The sequence below is a fragment of the Halodesulfovibrio sp. genome, from assembly GCF_025210605.1.
Taxonomy (GTDB): Bacteria; Desulfobacterota; Desulfovibrionia; order Desulfovibrionales; family Desulfovibrionaceae; genus Halodesulfovibrio.
The window spans coordinates 17774-36006 of record NZ_JAOARI010000020.1 but is presented as its reverse complement, the minus strand read 5'-3'; the positions used below and the strand labels follow the sequence as shown (position 1 = coordinate 36006).

The window sequence follows — 18233 nt, the reverse complement described above, 5'->3', positions numbered from 1 at the left end:
GCCTGTAGCTGGTTGTAAGCTTCAAGTCTTTCGGAATATAGGGACACCGTGTTGCACGCATATTGATGATGCAGATTACTGTGCCCTATGAACCGTCTAGCCTAGACTAATACCTACGTAGTCACCTTCTGCAAACTGAGCGGAAAATCCGTATACTGTCAGTTCTGTCCCCATAACACTCAAAGAATATTTTACATAGTGTCCACCAAATTGAACGCGCATGATGCGGGCAGCTGTACCTTTTGTGAGTACCAGCTGCTCCGGTCTGACAATAGCATACGCTCTGCCTTCTGGAATTATGGACTCAGTGAGACCAAGGTGGTTGCATAGTTCTGGTGTCAGGACATTTACGGGACCTAAAAATTTTGCCACTTCAACAGAGTTTGGAGAATTGTATAGCGCTGACGGTGTGTCAAATTGCTCTAGTTTTCCATTAAGCATGATGCCGATTTTATCCGACATGGCAAAAGCTTCTTCGAGGTCGTGCGTTACGCTGACCGTTGTAATACCAAATTCTTTTTGGGTATCGCGAATAAATTCTGCTGTTTCGAGTTTCAGGTTACGGTCAAGATTGGCAAAAGGCTCATCCAGCAGCAAAACGGCAGGGTTTACAACCATTGCCCGCGCTATGGCAACGCGTTGTTTTTGTCCTGCTGAAAGCTGTACAGGGTAATGATTGTGCTTATCTGAAAGATGAAAAAAATCCAGAATGGTATTGACTCGTCTTGTAATTTCAGCGGCTGGTACTTTACGTGCTTTTAGCGCGAATGCAGTGTTTTCAAAAACAGTGAGACTCGGAAAGAGCAAATAATCCTGAAACACCATAATTACAGGGTTGCCTTTGCTGGGCGGTGTTTCAAATGCAATGTTGCCGCTGTCTTGTTCTTCCAACCCTGCCAGAATTCGTAAAAGAGTTGTTTTTCCCACACCAGACGGCCCGATAAGGGAAACAATGTCTCCCTTATCAACGGAGAAAGAAACATCGGAAAGCACGGGCTTTCCGTTATATTTTTTGCATAACGTATCTATTGTAAAAACCATTCAAGATTATCCAAATAGCGTTCTATTGTTGCAAACGTGTCGTTGTTTTTAAGTGTCCGATTCTGCTGAGTGTATTCATACCACGCCATGTAGCACCATGAAAGACCGCGCAGGGTAATTGTTTTTTCCAGTACTCCAGTGAGGATGGAAAGTTCTTCGAGTGACTGGGATAATCCTGCGTGCTTTTTATACTGCGTTAAAAATTGCAATCTGTGCTCAGGCGAAGCAATAAAATCAGTTTTCCATAATGTTGTTGTCGGGACAATGAAGTGCCCAATGTCTTGATATCTGCAAGAAACAACAGCTTTTTCCCAGTCTACAAGATGTGCAGTGTCTTGTTCTCGGTTAATGATAAAATTACCGGAGTTTACCTCGGTATTTACTATTAATTGTGGTTCGGCTGCAAAGGCAGAAGCGTATTGATCTCCTAGCCGTGTTATCTGCTCACCATATGCTTCCAGCTTGCGGCGCAGGTCTATTTTAGGATGCTGTTTAAATCGTTCAAGAAGCCCTAGAGACTCAGTAACAATGTCTGCGACTGGATTTTTTTGATGGATAAAACTGTGGTCTTCTGGAACCGGCTGCGTGTGTATTGCAGCGAAAATATACGCGGCTTGATCTAAATCTTGTCTGTAATCCAGTGGTTCGCCGGATAGGTATTCCATGAGTAGTACGCCGTGGTCAAAGCCAGACGCAAGAATTTCTGCACTGTTGTCCACAAAAAGCGGCTGAGGGGTTACTCCAGAATTTTGGAGTGCTTGTAGAATAGAAAATTCGTAGGCAATCTGCTTGGTATCTAATTCCAGTTGGCTACCGTGATTAATGCGGAAGACATATTTTTGATGGCGTGTGGGATTATGTTCTGTGGTGACTGTAACAAGCCAGTTTTCGTTATATTCGCCTGCTGCCAGAAACGAAACATCTTCTAAAACCTGACTTGTGTCTTGCTCAAGCCATCCGGATTTATGAAGATATGTGATGATATTTTTTTTTGTATCCATATGTATTATTTTGTATTGCAGAGTGTTAGCGTTAAATTTCGAGTGCTCATGCGAATGATATTACAATAAAAAAGTATTAATCATGGAAAAGTAGTTTGTTACGTTGTGTACTTGAGTAGAAATCTCCCCACGATTATCAGGCATATGCATGCCATTCTTTCTGCAATTTATTTCCAACATTAGAGTAAAGTATATGCAAGAAACTCAAAAAGAAGCACTCGTGCAGAAAATGCACGCGGAAGTCGGTCGTTTGAAAATAGAAGTAGTTCGACTTAAAGAGATTACAAAACCTGTGGCACCGGATGATTCTATCGGAAGACTTTCACGTATGGATAATATAGTAAACAACAGCGTGAACACCGCGGCTCTTGCAAAGGCAGAATCACGGCTTGCCGGACTGGAATATGTCTTACGGAATGTCGATGATCCTGATTTTGGCTACTGCATGGAATGCGGTGCGCCTATTCCACATGCCCGCCTTATGGCAATGCCGGGAGCGACTCTGTGCGTTAAGTGTGCAGAGTAACAGGAAGATAAAAAAAGTACTATAGCCGCGTACCGGACTTCTCCGGTGCGCGGCTATTTATCTGTTGCGGGGACAACAGACACCGTAGCCAGTGGCACACCAACTTGTATGCATTGTTACTCCATTTTGTTTGATGGTCGTAGGTATTTTCTGTGAGTGGAAGTGATGGCAATGTGAACGGTTGTTAGAAGCGCACTATTGTTTTGGGGCTGTGTAGTTATGGCTACAATTTGTTTCGTGGATCATGTTGGTATGTTTTTTTGTCCTGTGAAAACAGATTCTTATTAGTTTTACTGCAATAAGGGTAGACTAGATTGTCAAAGTTATAAGTTCTCAATTCCGATGTGCTCAATGCTGACGGGTATGGTAATTTCAAGGTCAGTTTGGAATATATAATGCACATCGGGGGAACGTGTTAGATGTTGTATTCTGTTGAAGAGATAGACACAGAACATGATTTGTATGAGCCGACAGTGGCAATGCGGCAGGTTGATTTATATCCAGTAGGGCGGGTAACTCGTTCTTATATTCAAGATGAGTTAGAAAATAAAAGTATACTGCTGGTTGCGTTAAAAAACAGAACGCTTTTAGGGTGCGGACGAATAACAATCGAAGGTGATGTAGCGAGACTTTCGCACATGGTTGTGGGAGAGGAATTCCGTTTTACGGGAGTTGGAACTTCGCTGATGAAGAAGCTTATGGAAACGTCAAAGGAAAAAGGCGCGACGAAAATTGTGCTGGAAGCATCATCGGAGGCGGTTCCCTTTTTTAAGAGTTTTGGATTTACTACGGTTGGGAGTACAAAAATTCTAGATATCTTGGATTTACCCGCGTCGAACATGGAGTTGATCGTGTAAGAAGCAACACAAATGTGGCGCAGTTGCGGTACCGTTTACGTCAAAAAGAAACAAGCACGGAAAGCTGTGCTTAGCAAATCCATGCTTGTTCGCTCCCTCAATGGTTTCCAGTTGTGGGTAGAAACCATGAAGTTCCATTAGGCGATTTAGATGTGTGTTGGTTTGTGAGACCGCGTATTCTATAGCATGAAGAGTCAGTTGACCCAAGCACAAACACTGAATTTAGGTGGTTCCGGCATAAGTTATCATGCATATAATTCGCTCTAACGATTTTTTAGCTCTTTTTGGCATGATATTGCAGTTGGATATGCAGTTTCTATCTGCAATGAGGTTCTGCAATGCGAAGCTCTGCTGCAAGAGTGTCGAGAAAGTCTGCCGAAGTATACGGTTTTGGGATGAAACGGGCGATTCCACTTTGTAGTGTATTCATAATATGTTGGAGAGAAATCATATCTCCCATAACCAGCACGGGTGTTTGGGAATTCTGTGGGATTTCTTTAAGAAGTGAGGCAAATTCAACCGCAGCCATTTTTTGTGGTGGCGTGTCATAAATAATCGCATCAGTGATAATGACATCAAAGGTTGATGCTTGCAGTGCAGTGAGTGCGGAAGGCAGACCGTCGCAGCAAGTTGGGAGGTACTGCGCTGCTGTTAACAGAAGGAGCAGGCTGACTTGCTCATTCAGGTTGTTTGTAATGACGAGAATTTTGGGTGCCATATGCTTTTCCTCAATAGATTGAAAAGGTAAGTATATGGCATTTTTGTGTTTAACTGACAGAGTATAGTGTAGATAATAAAGATCCCGCGGGTATCCACGGGATCTTCTGCGTTTTTTGAGGTGGCGTTTTTCAGCAAATCAGTTTTTCATGAAATTGAGAGCGGCAGGCTTTATGAAAAAGCTTGGCGTGTTCTCTGTAGGAGACTTGCTTCTTCAGATAAAAAGCTGGTGCGATTTATAATCCAAAAAAGCGCACAGCGTTATTGCCGCATGTTGTCCAGATTTCTTCTGTTTCCATACCCAGTTCTTTTGCGATGCATTCTGCTGTGAAAACAGTGTATGCAGGCTCATTGCGCTTACCGCGGTAAGGAACAGGCGTAAGATACGGGCTGTCAGTTTCTACAAGCATACGATCAAGCGGGATTACCTTGAGTGCTTCGCGTGCTTCTTCATTTTTAGGATAGGTTACTGTTCCCGGAATGGAAAGGTACCAACCGTTTTTCACGATGCGTTCTGCAAGTTCAGTGTTTCCACCGAAGCAGTGCCACAGCACGGGGTAATCGACAAACCCTTCTGCTTCCAAAATAGTAATTGTATCCTCAGCAGCATCTCGTGAATGTATAATGACACGGGTATCAAGCTCTTTTGCAAGGTGGAGCTGTTTGATGAAAATTTCTTTTTGTGCTTCGCGTGGGAAATGATCCCAGTAGTAATCAAGACCGATTTCACCAACACCGCGCAGTCTGCTGTCTTCTGCAAATGCAGCGCGCATAGCATCTAATTCAGCATCGGTACATTGGTCTACATGGCTTGGATGCGTTCCCATGATAAAGAAGACTTCATCATGTCCGTCAAAAAGATGACGACTCTTTTTCCATGCGTCATGACCAAGAAATACGTTGCATATATGACGAACACCGGACTCTTTCGCCCGTTCAAGTACTTCCTGAATATCAGAAGAAAATGGAGCCAAGTCGAGGTGTGCGTGTGATTCTACACCGGTGCACGGTAATGCGAGGCTTTGTGGCAGTCGTGCCGGTTTTGAATTTTTCTTTTTACCCATTGAAATATATCCTGCTGTAAACTGACGATTGCCAGCCTTAGTGTGTAATTGAGCTGCTGATTATGATTGTGAAGCTAGTGGCTGTCTAGCTAGAAATAAAAAAGATGACGCATGTCGGCTTGTCTTATTTGAATGTGTCTTTGTAATCACAAACCAATAAAAAAGGTCAGATGCAACCATACGGTGATGTATGTGTTGTCCTGACCTTTTTATGTATTCTATGCAGAGTCGCGCTCTGCTGAAAAACTATCGTACTGGCGTAAGGCGCGCTATGCGGACTGCTGACGACGCTCTTCGATAAGTGCAATCGCACGCTGTGCCAAGAGAGTAACTTCCGGTTTTGAAACCTGAATATCTGCACCCACAGACTCACCTTTATGGCGAAGTTTATCTGTAATAAGGGATGAGAACAGAATTACCGGCAATTGCTTGAGCACAGGGTCGTCCTTAATGGATTTACATAGAGAGTGTCCATCCATTGCTGGCATTTCGATGTCAGACACCACAACCTGAACATAATCCGTTAGATTCCTACCGCTTTCTTCTGCAAGGGATTTGAGATGAAGCAGTCTGTTCCATGCTTCGCGACCATTGTTGTGTGCTTCAACCTGGAAGTTTGCTTTTTCCAGCAAGTCGGTGAGCATTTCACGAATGAGACCGGAGTCGTCTGTAATGAGTGCGCGGCGGCGTTCGCCACTTTCCCAGTCGATTGCTTCATCAAGTTTGAGTGCAAGATCCGGGTTTAAGTTGGCAACAATCTTCTCAAGGTCAAGCAGGAAGATGATACGGTCATTGATTTTTACAACACCGGTGATGGACTGGTTACTCAGATTCGCTACATAGCCGCTTGGTGGTTCAACTTCTTCCCAGCTGATGCGGTGAATGCGGTTAACGCCGGATACCTGAAATGCGGTGCAGACGTTGTTGAATTCTGTAACAATAACTTTAGGTGGTTCTGTTTCTTCGCGGTGTTTACCAAGCCACATGGAAAGGTCTACAAGCGGAATAACTTGTGAACGCAGGTTGAATGCGCCTAAAATACAGGAATGACCGCTTTCAGGAAGCTCCGTCACTGTAGGCATTCTGATAATTTCAAGTACCTTCGCTACGTTTACGCCGTAGTATCCACGGTAGCTTGTTCCGTCTATCTCGATTTCATCGAGAAAAAATTCAACAATTTCCAGCTCGTTTGTGCCAGATTCTAAAAGTATGTTCGTCTGCATGGCGTTCTCCGGTGCATAGCTCTATTTAGTGCAGGCTAATAAAAATATGATACTTCTACAACGTGTTAAGGAACTCTTCCGTGGCATCGATAATAGAACGCGGGGTTGAAGCACCGGCGGTTAGCCCTACTACTTTCATACCGGCAAAGTCCGATGCAGAAAGTTCTTCCGGTTGTTCAACGTGGAAGGTCGGGCATCCTTGTGCGCGGGAAACATCCGCAAGGCGGCGTGTGTTCCCACTGCTGTAGCCCCCTACAACAACCATTGCATCTACTTCTTTTGCAAGCGCAATGGCTTCCTGTTGTCGTTCTCTTGTCGCATTACAAATAGTATTAAGAACCTGAAGGCGTTCATGCAACTGTTCTTGCAGGTACGTATCTATTTGCGCAAATTCCTCTCTGTCCTGTGTTGTCTGTGCAGCAAGGCAATAGTCTATATCGGCAGAAAGAGGAAATTTCTTGAGTTCTTCAAGCGAATTAAACAAAAATGCTTTGTCATCAGCGTAACTCATGAGTCCGCGAACTTCAGGATGGTCTTTTTCCCCATATAACAAAAGAAAACAACCTTTGTTTATCATGTTGAGAATGCCAAGCTGAGCACGTTTAACTTTTGGGCAGGTTGCATCAACAACTTCTTCACATGATTCGGTCAATGTTGTTTCCGTGTCACGCGGAACACCATGAGCGCGAATAACCACACGTTCGTCAGATTTTGCTTCTTCTGCATGCTCAAGACAGCGCACATTGAGGTCTTCGTAGCGTTTAAGCACTTGCGGATTGTGGATAATCGGTCCCAGTGTTGCTATCGGGGTGTCGTGTTTTTCCACTTCTGCATCAAGTTTTTCCAGTGCCAGCGAAACTCCGAAGCAAAAGCCGGATGTTTTAGCTCTGCGTACTTCCATACTTACTCCAATGTACTCTGCATGCTGATGGTTTCTGAAATTTCATCCAGATCAACCGCTTCGCAACGTGCAAAAAATTCTTCGATCACGGCATCAAGCTGTTCCCAGTCTGTACAGGTAGAAAGCTGCTGTCGCAACGCTTTTGCTCCTTTAAACAGACGAACATACCGTGGAACAAATGTGCGCATTTTAAACAATGCACTGCGCTCGTTGGTATATTCGCGGGCAAGCTCTTTGTGCCGCTGGATTAACTGCATGGTTTTGAGAGGATCGGGGCGTTTAAGAGTCTCGCCCTTAATCAACGTGATGTACTCGTCAAAAATTGCAGGGTTGCCAATGGCTCCCCGTGCAAACATAACAGAAGCGGCACCAGTTTCTTTGACACATCTCACACCGTCTTCAGGTTCCAGCAAATCACCGCTTGCAATCACGGGGATTGATACAGCTTCAACAACTTCTTTAATAGCAGACCAGCGTGCTGTGCCGGAAAAGCCTTGTGCTGCTGTGCGTGGATGTAGAGTAAGCCAGCCAGCACCGGCATCTTCTAAGCGCAGTGCAAGCTCTTTGTATACTTCCTGCTCAGAATCGACACCGAGGCGGAATTTAAAGCCCACTTTACCTTTTCCGCCTATGGCGATCATTGCTTTGGCAACTTCTATAGAGTTATCTATGTCACGCATCATAGAAGAACCGCAACCCTGTTTGAAAACTTTGCGTACAGAGCAGCCCATGTTCAGATCAAACCAAGTGTAGCCAGCTTTGACCAGTGGTTCCATTGCCTGCGACATAATATCTGCATCGTTTCCGAAAAGCTGGAAAACAGCGGGCGATTCTTTTTCTGTAGTTTCAAGCAGCTTATGCGTGTTGTTGCTTTTATAGTACAGTCCTTTGGCGCTTACCATTTCTGAGCAGACAACGGCTGCCCCGAATTCTTTGCAAAGAAGTCTGAAACAAAGGTCAGAGTAACCGGCAAGCGGTGCAAGCCAAGGACGTTCCGGACTGATGTTTAAGCCCGTATTATCAGTATACTGCATATATGGAATACCGTTTTGAAAATTGTATTTTGAGCATCGCACACAGTGTGGCGTGTTCTTTTCTGTCTGAATCAGGCGCGTAAATTCAGTCCCCTGCGTTGTGCAGGAACCTCTTTGAATATGAGAGAGAGGATATCGTGCGCCCCCGCAGGCAGTTCAGAAGAGCCAAGGCAGGTACAGTTTGTAGATGTAGTGGTTGCTCGAGAGGTGTTGTTACCTGCTTTGCAGTTTTTATCAAGCAAGAGTCGAAATGCAAAGGCGGCAGGGTCGGTTGAAATATTCACCTGACCGGTTACGAGCACATGTTGTGCTCCTTTCAGGATTATACCCGCAGTAACCGTACAAATATTGTTTTCCGGTTTGGAAACGAGTAATTCAACCCCTTTTGCTGAAGGCATAAGCCACGGCATGTAGTGAAATGTTCCGTGCCCCCCCACTTGCACCATGCGCTGCACACTGGAGAGCAGACGCATTACACGAGTGTATTGATCGAGAGCGGCGGGAGTGCGCAATAAAAATTTGATAAGCGCTGTACGGTGCTCTTCACTATTCTGACCTGCTGATAGCTTTTGCGAATCCCAGAAGGCATACGCCAGCATGGTGTCGAGTTTGTCTCTTTGTGTGAGGTAAGAGCGGATATAGTCACTCAGGAAGATAGAACCGCGCGGGTCGGTTCCGTGCTGTAGCTGACGCAGAAGAATGGAAGGTTCCAGTGCTAGCACAAGAAATTCCATCCACTGCCCCGGTTCAGGCATGTGTTCAACTTGCGCCAGTAGCTCCATATCTCCAATCAAAACCCATGCGAAGCCCTCTTGCTCGACACGAAGCATTCTGCCCTTGAGCAACTGCCCGACTTTAACTTTACGTTTAAAGATAGCACCGCGACTTGTGGAGGCGGAGGACTGGCTACCGCCGTAAGGATTGCTGTTGCCGGAAATACGCATGGAACACCTGACTTGCTGGTGTAAGCAGCAGCCCGAGATGGTTAGTTATTGATGGTTGCGCTATTCTGCTTTCATCAAAATAAGTTCAACTTCATCAATAGAAAGACCAGTGGCTTTTGCAAGCTGTGGAATGGTTTGACCTTTCTTACGCCCTGTTAAAATAAGCTCACGCAAGAATTGCGGGGAACGGCTGATAGTTTCTGCCTGCTCCAAAAGCTTGCGCAATTCAGCAGCACGGGCTTCCAATTGAGTTTCAAGTTCTTGAAGCTCAACCTGTCGTTTTGCAAAAGACTCAACAATTTCTTGTTCAAGCTCAGCATTGAAGTGCATTTTGTTAACCAGCGATTCCTGACCTTCCTGCATTGCAGTAAGGAGCGCCTCACTTTTACGTAAGCGAACGTAAAAAATGAATAAAAGCGCAAGCAAAAGAATTTCTGAGCCGCTGATAAAAAGCAATATAAGCTGGGAAGATGTCATTGTTATACTTTAGTATCTATAATTTTGCCTTGCCATGCGCTCTCGGAGTTCGGCTTGGTTTCAACATCTTCTTCGGATGTTTCTTCCTGTCTGGCTTCGGCGGAAAGGTGTTGGTTGAACTGTTGCCCATGACCGTCTTCGTCAACATTAAGGTGTGATTGTTCTGTTGACTGCATTTTTGCCACATGACCGCGAGCATGTTCTCCGCCTTTGCGTGCAGCGTCTCTGGCTGTTGCCTGCTGTCGCTCTGGGCGGGATTTTTCTTGCTCTGCAATTTTTTGCACACGTCCCATTTGTTGCAGTACTAATGGGATGTCGGTTTCAATGGACATAACTATTTTACCAAATAGTTTTCGATGAATACTTCCTTAAACTGACCATGTCCCATGTATTGGTTAACAACAGCAAGCAGGTCTGTTTTGAGCAGCTGTGCGTTATCCTTGTTGGAAAGGAATTTAAGGTCTTTGTTACGCAGGTAGTAGAAAATAGCATCGCGAAGCGTTACTTTTTTCTTTCTAGCTTCCCACGCTAATTTTTCATTGTCCGTGTAGACTGCAAATTTACACACAAGAAAACGAATGTCTTCTTCGTTGTCGCGTTGTTCAACCCAAAAAGGCTTCCATGTGACGTCGAATTTGTCTTTTTGAACAATCGGCGGTGTGTCATATTTGCCTTTTTCTTTCTTGATAACGCGCTTAACCGGAACCGGTGGTTCGCTAGGGTTAAGAACATTCCAGCCTACAGCGATAAGTGCAATGATGAGAACGCCAAGAGCACCGAACATAAGCTTGCGCTTTTTAGCGCGGGCAGCATCTTGTGTGTCATCTGATTCGGCAGAAGAAGAGAATGAATCGGCGCTGCTAACCGTGGCATCGTCAAAAATTTGTTCCTCTTCCTCTTCTTCGTCTTCCATTAAAAATGGCGCGTCATCAAGATCAAGCTCTACCTTGTCATCTTTAGTCGGCTTTAAGGAGTCTGATGTCGAAAGGGTATCCACGTCTAGGTGAGCCTTATTCGTACCGGCGTTGCCGGGTCTGTTTGTTGGATCTTCTGCCATTTTTTACCTGGCCTGTGGTTTTTTTGGCAATATCATAAAAACAAGGCAATCCGGCAGAGGAAGACGACAGGCTTTGGGTATGGCATGTTGTGATTTCCTAAGCCGGATTGCATTCGTTTTATGGGCAGTTAGCAATAATTATGGGAAAATCTTATCGATTTTCTGTTTCATAATTTCTGCTGTAAACGGCTTAACAACGTAGTTGGAAACTTTTGCCTGCACAGCTTCAATAATGTTTTCCTGCTGTGCTTCTGCAGTAACCATCAGGAAAGGAAGATCTGCAAATTCTTCACTGCTGCGAACTTTTCTGAGAAGCTCGATACCAGTCATTTGTGGCATGTTCCAGTCACAAATGATAAAATCGATACGGTCTTTATTAAGAGTTTCCCATGCAGTGGTTCCGTCGTCAGCTTCTACCATATTGGTGAAACCGAGCTGGCGAAGAATATTTTTTACAATTCGTCTCATAGTAGAGAAATCGTCTACAACAAGAACGCGCATATTAGGATCAAAGCCCATGATAGACTCCTTCAGTCTTTATAGTCCGCTGTCTTTTCCATGCACCGCATAAAAATTATTTCGTAGCTTAAGTAATGCCTGAGAGTGCAATTGTGAAATGCGCCCTTCAGTAACCCCCATGACCTCTGCTGCCTCTCGCATATTCAAATCATCACTATAGTAGAGGGACAATACCAACTTTTCTCTAGGTGTCAATTGTTCAACTAGTTGTGAAATCTGGTATAATGTTTCCTTAGAAGCAGTTTTCTTAAAGGGTTGGCTATCTGCGTCACTTAATTCGTCTGATGAGACAGTGTCTTGAATAAGATCAAGATTAAGACATAGTTGACTTTGCAGGGCTACAAGTCCTTCGCGCACCCCTGCTTTATCCAAGCCGGTAGCCTGTTGCAGTTCTTCTTCAGTAGCGGAACGACCTTTATCGTTTTCCACTTGCTGCATTGCTTCTTCAATTTGTCTTACACGTTGGCGTAAGCTTCTAGGGAACCAGTCAAGGCGTCGTAATTCGTCAAGCATTGCTCCGCGGATGCGGTTCTCTGCGTAGGTATCGAACTTGATGCCCATTTCCGGTTTAAACTTGCCCAGCGATTCCATAAGCCCAAGCGTACCCGCGCTGATAAGTTCACCAAGCTCCACATTTTTAGGAAGCTTAACTTTCAGACGTGACGCAAGATACCGAACCTTGGGCGCATAGTGACGAACCACGTTTTCTTGTTCGTGGTCTGACATGGCGCTCCAGGCCTTCTCGCCGGACTCCAGTAACTCCCATGCATTAGTGCTGGAAGAGGAGCTTTTTCCAGAAAAACTTGATATTTCCATCAAGATTCGCAGATATTTCCCAATTTTGAATCTTATCCGCCAATTTGCCTATAGCCTGACAAACCGGTGCATTAGGATTCTGTTGACAAACAGGACGCTGAGCCACAATAGCTTTGCGTACAGCAGGATCTTGCGGCAAAAAGCCTGCATAATCCAAAGAAACTCCAGACAGGAAGTGGTCACATGCAGAATAAAGGCGGACGAACATTTCGCGGGCTGCTTTTTCTGAAGCAGCCATGTTTACTACGACCTTAAAGTGCTCAACACCGTGGTTCAATTTCATTACTTTAATGAGAGAGTACGCATCGGTTAAAGAGGTTGGTTCTGCTGTCAGTACGACAATGCGTTCTTGTACTGCAAGGTTAAAATACAGCACGTTGTCGTTAATTCCTGCACCGGTATCGACAATAAGAAAGTCTACGTTGTCTTCAAGCGTGTCCATTGACTCGAGTAAGTCAAGTTTCTGACCAGTGGAAAGCGTGAGCATTTCACCGATGCCTGAAGAGGCGGGCAGAATATCGAATCCATACGGTGTGGAGTATAGAATATCGGAAAGGGCAACCCCTTCGCTAAATAGGTGAAAGAGATTTCGTTCGGGCGTAAGCCCAAGCAAAACATCTACGTTTGCAAGTCCTAAATCTGCATCCAACAAAACAACTCGTTTGCCCTTTTTTGCTAATGAATGCGCAAGGTTGACAGAAAGATTTGTTTTGCCCACGCCTCCTTTTCCGGAGGTGACAGACAGGACAAGAGGAAGGTTGCCACTCATAATTTATATTATCTCCAATATGCCCTTAGGCATTCTGGTGAATTGTATATTCGCCGGGAAGCTGGTTTTTAAAAAGAAGTCTCCACAGCATCACGTCTTTGGCTGGAGCCAGTGTCTCCTTTAGACCTGAGCCGTATGAAAATGCTGAAATAGGGAGTCCCGTGGAAACTGCTGTATTGATTATTGTGCCGAATGTACAAGCTTCGTCGATCTTAGTCCAGACAATGCTTCCACCCTTTACTGCGCGATACTTTTCCAGTGTTGCAGTAAGCTGTTTACTGCTTGCTGTTGGTGAAAGAACTCTGTGAAAAGAGTTTTCGCGGATTGCGTGCAAACCAAAATGCTCAACCTGTTCTTTAAATGAGTCACGCAGTCCTAATCCCGGCATGTCGATAATGATACGGTCATAATTTTTTGCAGCATCACGTATTGTATTAGCAAAAGTGATGTTGTCACGAATCTCGTAATACCCCATATCACAAAGCTGTGCGTAGTGACGTAACAGAAGTCTACCGTTACCACGAGAACAATCTGCATTGATAAAACAGATACGCATGCTTTGATTCTGCTTACGTAACTCAAGTGCCATACGGACTGCTGCGCTTGTTTTACCTACGCCGAAAGGACCTACAAATGTATGTACACGACCTTTCCAGTCTTCACTCCATGGCTTGAAATTAATTAAATCACCAAGCGGAGAAAGAATAGACATTCCTGCATCTGTTTTCAATGGGCGTAAGAGACGCAGTATTACGGTGTCGTCAACATCATGGCGCTGGAGATGTTCCAGAGCAAGGCGCTGACGCGGGGATAACTTATGTAGTTGCAGGCGTGGTTTTACAAGCTCTGCAATGTATTCCTTAATTTCCGACCACTCTTCATGCCAGCGTCCCCATGCGGACGGTGCTTCGTATTCTTGAGTTTCAGCTTCCTGAAGCTCTTCGGCAGTGTGCTCTACACCGGCGGTAATCTGGCACCAGCGGCTGTCTGCGTCTTTGCCTTCCTGTTTAGAAAGAATAACTGCCTCTTCGCCCATTTCCTGTTTGATTTGAGCGAGAACTGAACGTGTGGTTTGTCCTGAAAATGTTTTTACCTGCATACTAGATTCCTACATTACCAACAGTGTTCAAACGAATATCTGCAGGTATTTCTGCTTGTGAGATGACCGGAATGTTCGGAATAAATCGCATAATCAATTGTGAAAGATGCGGACGTACCATTGGAGATGTCAGAATAATTGGCTGACCATCGGTAACGACTGCGCTTTCAACAGCTGAGTTTACGGCCTGAATAACTTGCTGGGCTGTGGCAGGATCAAGCGCAAGGTATGCGCCGCCTTCTGTCTGACGGATGGCTTCCTGAACAGTTTTTTCCACATGCGGGTCCAGCATAATGATTGGGAGTGTGTTTTCCTGATCCATGTATGGTCGAACAATGGTACGGGATAAGCGTTCGCGGACATACTCGGTAAGTACTTCCGGATTTTTCACGCTTGTTCCGTAGTCAGCCAGAGTTTCAACAATTGTGAGCAGATCGCGGATCGAAATGTTCTCTCGAACAAGATTTTGCAGAACCTTCTGCACCACACCCAGTGTAAGTACGTTTGGTACCAGCTCTTCCACAGCTTTTGGTGCATGCTTAGCAAGGTTATCCAGCAGTGACTGTACTTCCTGACGTCCAAGGAAGTCGGCAAGGCTGCGTTTGAATACCTCGGTAAGATGCGTTGCAATAACGGTGGATGGGTCAACAACGGTGTACCCTGCAAGCACAGCTTCTTCTTTTTGCACTTCCGGTACCCAGAGAGCTGGCAGGTTAAATGCCGGTTCGCGGGTTTCAATACCTTTAATGGAGTGGCGCGCATCGCCTGGGTCCATTGCAAGGAAGTGGTCGATAAGAATCTCTGCTCCTGCCATTTCGTTACCTTTGATAAGAACTGTGTATTGTCCCGGTTTAAGTTGCAGGTTGTCCCGCAAGTGGAGTGACGGAATAATAACACCCATATCAAGTGCAAACTGTCTGCGGATTGTTCTGATGCGTGAGAGCAGGTTGCCATCCTGTGCTTCATCAACAAGCGGAATGAGACCGTAACCGACTTCAAGCTCCAGAGCATCCAGTGGGAGAAGAGACTGTACTGCTTCCGGTGTGTCCATAGCTTCTGCAGGTTCTTCGCCTGTCTGTTCGCCTGCACCTGTTGCTCCTGTGCGCTGTGCAACTTCGTCGCTGGCGTTGGAGGTTAAGCGTGCGATAACAAACATGCAGATTGCAAAGAATGAGAATGCGATAAACGGCATACCCGGAACCAGAGCGAATACAAGAAGTACGCAACCTACAAGGTTGAGTGCTTTAGAGTTGTAGGTAAGCTGACCCATGAACTCTTCGCCCATTTTCGCTTCAGCAGCGGCGCGGGATACGATGATACCGGCAGCAGTGGAGATAATGAGAGAAGGAATAGTGGATACAAGACCATCACCGACTGTAAGCAGGGTGTAGGTGGAAAGAGCGTCTGCCCACGGCATGCCTTTCTGGAATACAGCAATTAATATCCCTGCGGTGATGTTAACAATAGTAATGAGCAGACCCGCCATTACATCACCCTGAACAAACTTACCGGCACCGTCCATAGCACCGTAGAAGTCAGCTTCTCGGCGAATGGTTTCTCGGCGCTGTGTGGCAGTCTTTTCATCAAGAATACCAGCGCTTAAGTCTGCTTCAATTGCCATTTGTTTACCCGGCATAGCATCAAGGGTGAATCGGGCTGCAACCTCTGCGATACGTGTTGTACCGGAGGTGATAACCATTTTGTTCAGAATAAAAAGAATGGCGAAGATTACGATACCGATGACGTAGTTACCGCCAACAACAAATTGACCGAATGACTGGATAACATCACCCGCAGCGTCCGGTCCTTCGCTGCCGTGCAGCAGAATAAGACGTGTTGTTGCTACGTTGAGAGCAAGGCGGAACAAGGTGGTAACAAGCAGCAGGGTCGGGAAAATAGAAAACTCCAGCGGCGACTTGATGAACATAGATGTTACGAGCACAAGTAACGCCAATGAGATAGACATGCTGAGCATGACATCCATAAGCAGGGTTGGAATTGGGATGAGCATTACAAAAAGAATGAGCACCACACCGCCTGCAAGGAGTATATCCCCGTGCTTAGAGAAGCGTTCGTAGTTGATTGAAGAAGCATTTGCGCTGGCAGCCATATTTCCGACACCTTTTTCGAAAAGTTAAGTAACGTCTGAACTGAATCAGTTGTTCCTAGTAACCTACTGTTTTTGTTTAAACTTGTTGAGTGAAGCAAGGATGGAAGCTACTGCTTTGTAGAGATCTTCCGGAATTTGATCGCCCACTCGTACTGACTTATACAAAGCTCGTGCCAGAGGAACGTTTTCTCGCATAGGAATGTTATGTTCTTTCGCAAGTTCTCTAATTCTTTTCGCTTGCAGGTCGGCGCCCATGGCAACAACGATAGGGGCTGGAGCCTCCATAGCGTTGTATCGAAGCGCTACAGAAATATGTGTAGGGTTGGTGATGACAACGTCAGCATTCGGGACATCCTGCATCATGCGCTGCTGTGACATCTCGTTCATTTTTTGACGCTGTTGTGAACGGACTTTCGGATCACCTTCTGCCTGTTTATGCTCGTCTTTAACCTCATCTTTGGACATCTTGATGTTTTCTTCATAATCCCAGCGGGAGTAAAAGAAGTCGCCAAGACTAACGAGGAGCATAGCAATAACGCCATATAATGATACTTTGAACACAAGGTTCAGCATATAATGCGCGATGCCTTCCGGTGATGCGTTGTACAGCAGGATAAATTTATCCATTTCGTCTGTAATAACGATGTACGGTGCAATGCCGATAACAACCGCAAAAACAATGCTTTTAACAAGTCGAACAAGTGTTTGCATGGACAGGAACATATTTTTCATACCCTTGATCGGGTTGAATTTGTTCCACTTCGGCTTGAATACTTTCATTGTCCACAAGTGCCCGACCTGAGCACGCATGGAGAATCCAGCAAAGAAAAATAAGAAGAGGAAGACAGGAACCAGCATGACTGCAAGGTCGTATGCAAGTTCATAAATTATTTTGAGGGCAGAAGCCGTGGTCATATCGAGAGTTGCGTCAAAGGTATAACAGGAGCGCATAATCTCTTGCAGGTGTTCGTTAATAGTTCCCATCCATCCATATAAAATGATGATGCCTGCGAGGGTAGTGGCGGCTTTAGGAACTTCTTGCGATTTGGCGACGTCACCGTCTTCGCGGGTCTTTTCCCGCTTCTTGGGCGTCGCCTGTTCGGTTTTACTTGGATCACTTTGTGGCATGGCTGTGCATCCTGTTTATTACTGGAGTAACGGGGAACCGGCTTTAATAAGCGTTGAGAACATAGGACCAAGGCTGGCAATAAGTTCTTCCATTCGCTGTCCCATAAGAGAGAACAGCATGCCGATGAAGACAAGACCGACAGCAATTTTGATCGGAAAACCAAGCATGAGCAGGTTCATTTGCGGGGCTGCGCGTCCCATAAGACCAAGGGTAAGTTCAACCAGCATGAGTGCGATCATAACTGGCGCGGCAACTTTAATTGCCAGAACAAACATGGTGAGAGATAGCGTAAGTATTTGTTCCCCAAGCTTGGCGGAAAGAACAAGTCCTCCCGGAGGGATACGGTCAAACGATTCTGTCAGTGCTTTAATGAGATATAAGTGACCGTTTGCAATGATGAAAACGGTAAAGCTCAGTTGATACAGCAAGATAGAAGTAATTCCTTCCTGCTCACCGGATGAAGGGTTCGCAAGGGTGAGCATAGAAAAGCCCATCTGGAATCCGATTACATGCCCACCTGTTCGTATACCTGCAAAAATAAATTTAACAGCAAGTCCAAGTGCAACACCTAGTAATATTTCACTAAGCAACATGATGGCTATTTCGAACGGGTGAGAAGGAAAGGCGGATGCCTTGAGAGACAGCGCCGGAAAGACTGCAAGGGTAAGCATAAGACACACAGCAGCCTTCACCATGTTTGGAATTGTTTTACCTTCAAAAAAAGGTAGTAAAAATACCACAAGGCTAAGGCGCATGAGTGTGAGCAGAAAACTGAAAAATTCTGCCATATCAAAATTAAAGATGTCCATATATAAAGAATAGCAAAAGTTGCGCCACTCTTTGATAACTAAGGGTTTTCGTGCGTTGGGACATCTCAACCTGTCTCAACCTGTCAGATGGATGACGCCCTTGCAAAGAGTATATGATTCTGGCACTCCACGCAGATTGC

20 protein-coding genes are annotated in these 18233 nt (G+C 45.3%); 2 read left to right on the top strand and 18 right to left on the bottom strand.

Annotated features, from left to right (window positions below; all coding sequences use genetic code 11):
* Window positions 1-96 precede the first annotated feature (96 nt).
* Both N4A56_RS08510 and N4A56_RS08505 read right to left on the bottom strand, forming a co-directional pair.
* Window positions 97-1041: an ABC transporter ATP-binding protein gene (locus N4A56_RS08510; protein ID WP_295546525.1), complete on the bottom strand. Its 945-nt coding sequence runs from the start codon at window positions 1039-1041 to the stop codon at window positions 97-99.
* Entirely contained in the window at window positions 1026-2042 is a 1017-nt protein-coding gene (locus N4A56_RS08505) for a phosphotransferase (RefSeq protein WP_295546522.1), read from the bottom strand. Before N4A56_RS08505 ends, N4A56_RS08510 begins: the two co-directional genes overlap by 16 nt.
* 193 nt (window positions 2043-2235) lie before the next feature.
* Between N4A56_RS08505 and N4A56_RS08500 the strand changes: the two genes are divergently transcribed.
* Complete coding sequence (locus tag N4A56_RS08500) at window positions 2236-2568, top strand: TraR/DksA family transcriptional regulator (protein ID WP_293670248.1); 333 nt, start codon at window positions 2236-2238, stop codon at window positions 2566-2568.
* Window positions 2569-2987: 419 nt separating this feature from the next.
* Window positions 2988-3425 (top strand): GNAT family N-acetyltransferase, encoded by a 438-nt coding sequence (locus N4A56_RS08495; RefSeq protein ID WP_295546518.1) that lies wholly within the window; start codon window positions 2988-2990, stop codon window positions 3423-3425.
* A gap of 316 nt (window positions 3426-3741) precedes the next feature.
* Here N4A56_RS08495 and N4A56_RS08490 read toward each other — a convergent pair whose 3' ends face one another.
* The 16 genes from N4A56_RS08490 to fliR form a co-directional block, all read right to left on the bottom strand.
* Entirely contained in the window at window positions 3742-4143 is a 402-nt protein-coding gene (locus N4A56_RS08490) for a hypothetical protein (RefSeq protein WP_295546515.1), read from the bottom strand.
* Window positions 4144-4378: 235 nt separating this feature from the next.
* Complete coding sequence (locus N4A56_RS08485) at window positions 4379-5206, bottom strand: TatD family hydrolase (protein ID WP_295546512.1); 828 nt, start codon at window positions 5204-5206, stop codon at window positions 4379-4381.
* A gap of 269 nt (window positions 5207-5475) precedes the next feature.
* Window positions 5476-6429, bottom strand: coding sequence for a chemotaxis protein (locus tag N4A56_RS08480; RefSeq protein WP_295546511.1), 954 nt, complete (start codon window positions 6427-6429; stop codon window positions 5476-5478).
* A gap of 55 nt (window positions 6430-6484) precedes the next feature.
* A complete protein-coding gene (gene ispH / locus N4A56_RS08475; RefSeq protein ID WP_293670256.1) occupies window positions 6485-7330 on the bottom strand; it encodes a 4-hydroxy-3-methylbut-2-enyl diphosphate reductase in 846 nt (281 codons plus the stop codon).
* Window positions 7331-7332: 2 nt separating this feature from the next.
* Window positions 7333-8364: a tRNA-dihydrouridine synthase family protein gene (locus tag N4A56_RS08470; protein WP_295546508.1), complete on the bottom strand. Its 1032-nt coding sequence runs from the start codon at window positions 8362-8364 to the stop codon at window positions 7333-7335.
* Between the two features lie 71 nt (window positions 8365-8435).
* Window positions 8436-9308, bottom strand: coding sequence for a hypothetical protein (locus tag N4A56_RS08465; protein WP_295546507.1), 873 nt, complete (start codon window positions 9306-9308; stop codon window positions 8436-8438).
* Window positions 9309-9368: 60 nt separating this feature from the next.
* On the bottom strand, window positions 9369-9785 hold the full coding sequence (locus tag N4A56_RS08460; RefSeq protein WP_295546505.1) for a hypothetical protein: 417 nt from the start codon (window positions 9783-9785) through the stop codon (window positions 9369-9371).
* A gap of 2 nt (window positions 9786-9787) precedes the next feature.
* The gene (locus tag N4A56_RS08455; RefSeq protein ID WP_295546503.1) at window positions 9788-10117 is read right to left on the bottom strand and encodes a hypothetical protein; all 330 of its coding nucleotides are present in this window, start codon (window positions 10115-10117) and stop codon (window positions 9788-9790) included.
* Window positions 10118-10119: 2 nt separating this feature from the next.
* On the bottom strand, window positions 10120-10842 hold the full coding sequence (locus N4A56_RS08450) for a flagellar basal body-associated FliL family protein (protein ID WP_295546499.1): 723 nt from the start codon (window positions 10840-10842) through the stop codon (window positions 10120-10122).
* 138 nt (window positions 10843-10980) lie between these two features.
* Window positions 10981-11361, bottom strand: a complete 381-nt coding sequence (locus tag N4A56_RS08445) for a chemotaxis response regulator CheY (RefSeq protein WP_066855505.1) — start codon at window positions 11359-11361, stop codon at window positions 10981-10983.
* Between the two features lie 18 nt (window positions 11362-11379).
* Window positions 11380-12177, bottom strand: a complete 798-nt coding sequence (locus tag N4A56_RS08440; protein ID WP_293670267.1) for a FliA/WhiG family RNA polymerase sigma factor — start codon at window positions 12175-12177, stop codon at window positions 11380-11382.
* Window positions 12131-12946, bottom strand: a complete 816-nt coding sequence (locus N4A56_RS08435) for a MinD/ParA family protein (protein ID WP_293670269.1) — start codon at window positions 12944-12946, stop codon at window positions 12131-12133. The genes N4A56_RS08440 and N4A56_RS08435 overlap by 47 nt, the downstream gene beginning before the upstream one ends.
* 25 nt (window positions 12947-12971) lie before the next feature.
* Entirely contained in the window at window positions 12972-14045 is a 1074-nt protein-coding gene (locus N4A56_RS08430; protein ID WP_293670271.1) for a flagellar biosynthesis protein FlhF, read from the bottom strand.
* 1 nt (window position 14046) lies between these two features.
* Window positions 14047-16155 (bottom strand): flagellar biosynthesis protein FlhA, encoded by a 2109-nt coding sequence (gene flhA, locus N4A56_RS08425; protein ID WP_295546493.1) that lies wholly within the window; start codon window positions 16153-16155, stop codon window positions 14047-14049.
* Window positions 16156-16218: 63 nt separating this feature from the next.
* Window positions 16219-17283 (bottom strand): flagellar biosynthesis protein FlhB, encoded by a 1065-nt coding sequence (flhB, locus tag N4A56_RS08420; protein WP_293670274.1) that lies wholly within the window; start codon window positions 17281-17283, stop codon window positions 16219-16221.
* A gap of 18 nt (window positions 17284-17301) precedes the next feature.
* Complete coding sequence (fliR, locus tag N4A56_RS08415) at window positions 17302-18072, bottom strand: flagellar biosynthetic protein FliR (RefSeq protein ID WP_366519906.1); 771 nt, start codon at window positions 18070-18072, stop codon at window positions 17302-17304.
* Between the last annotated feature and the right edge of the window lie 161 nt (window positions 18073-18233).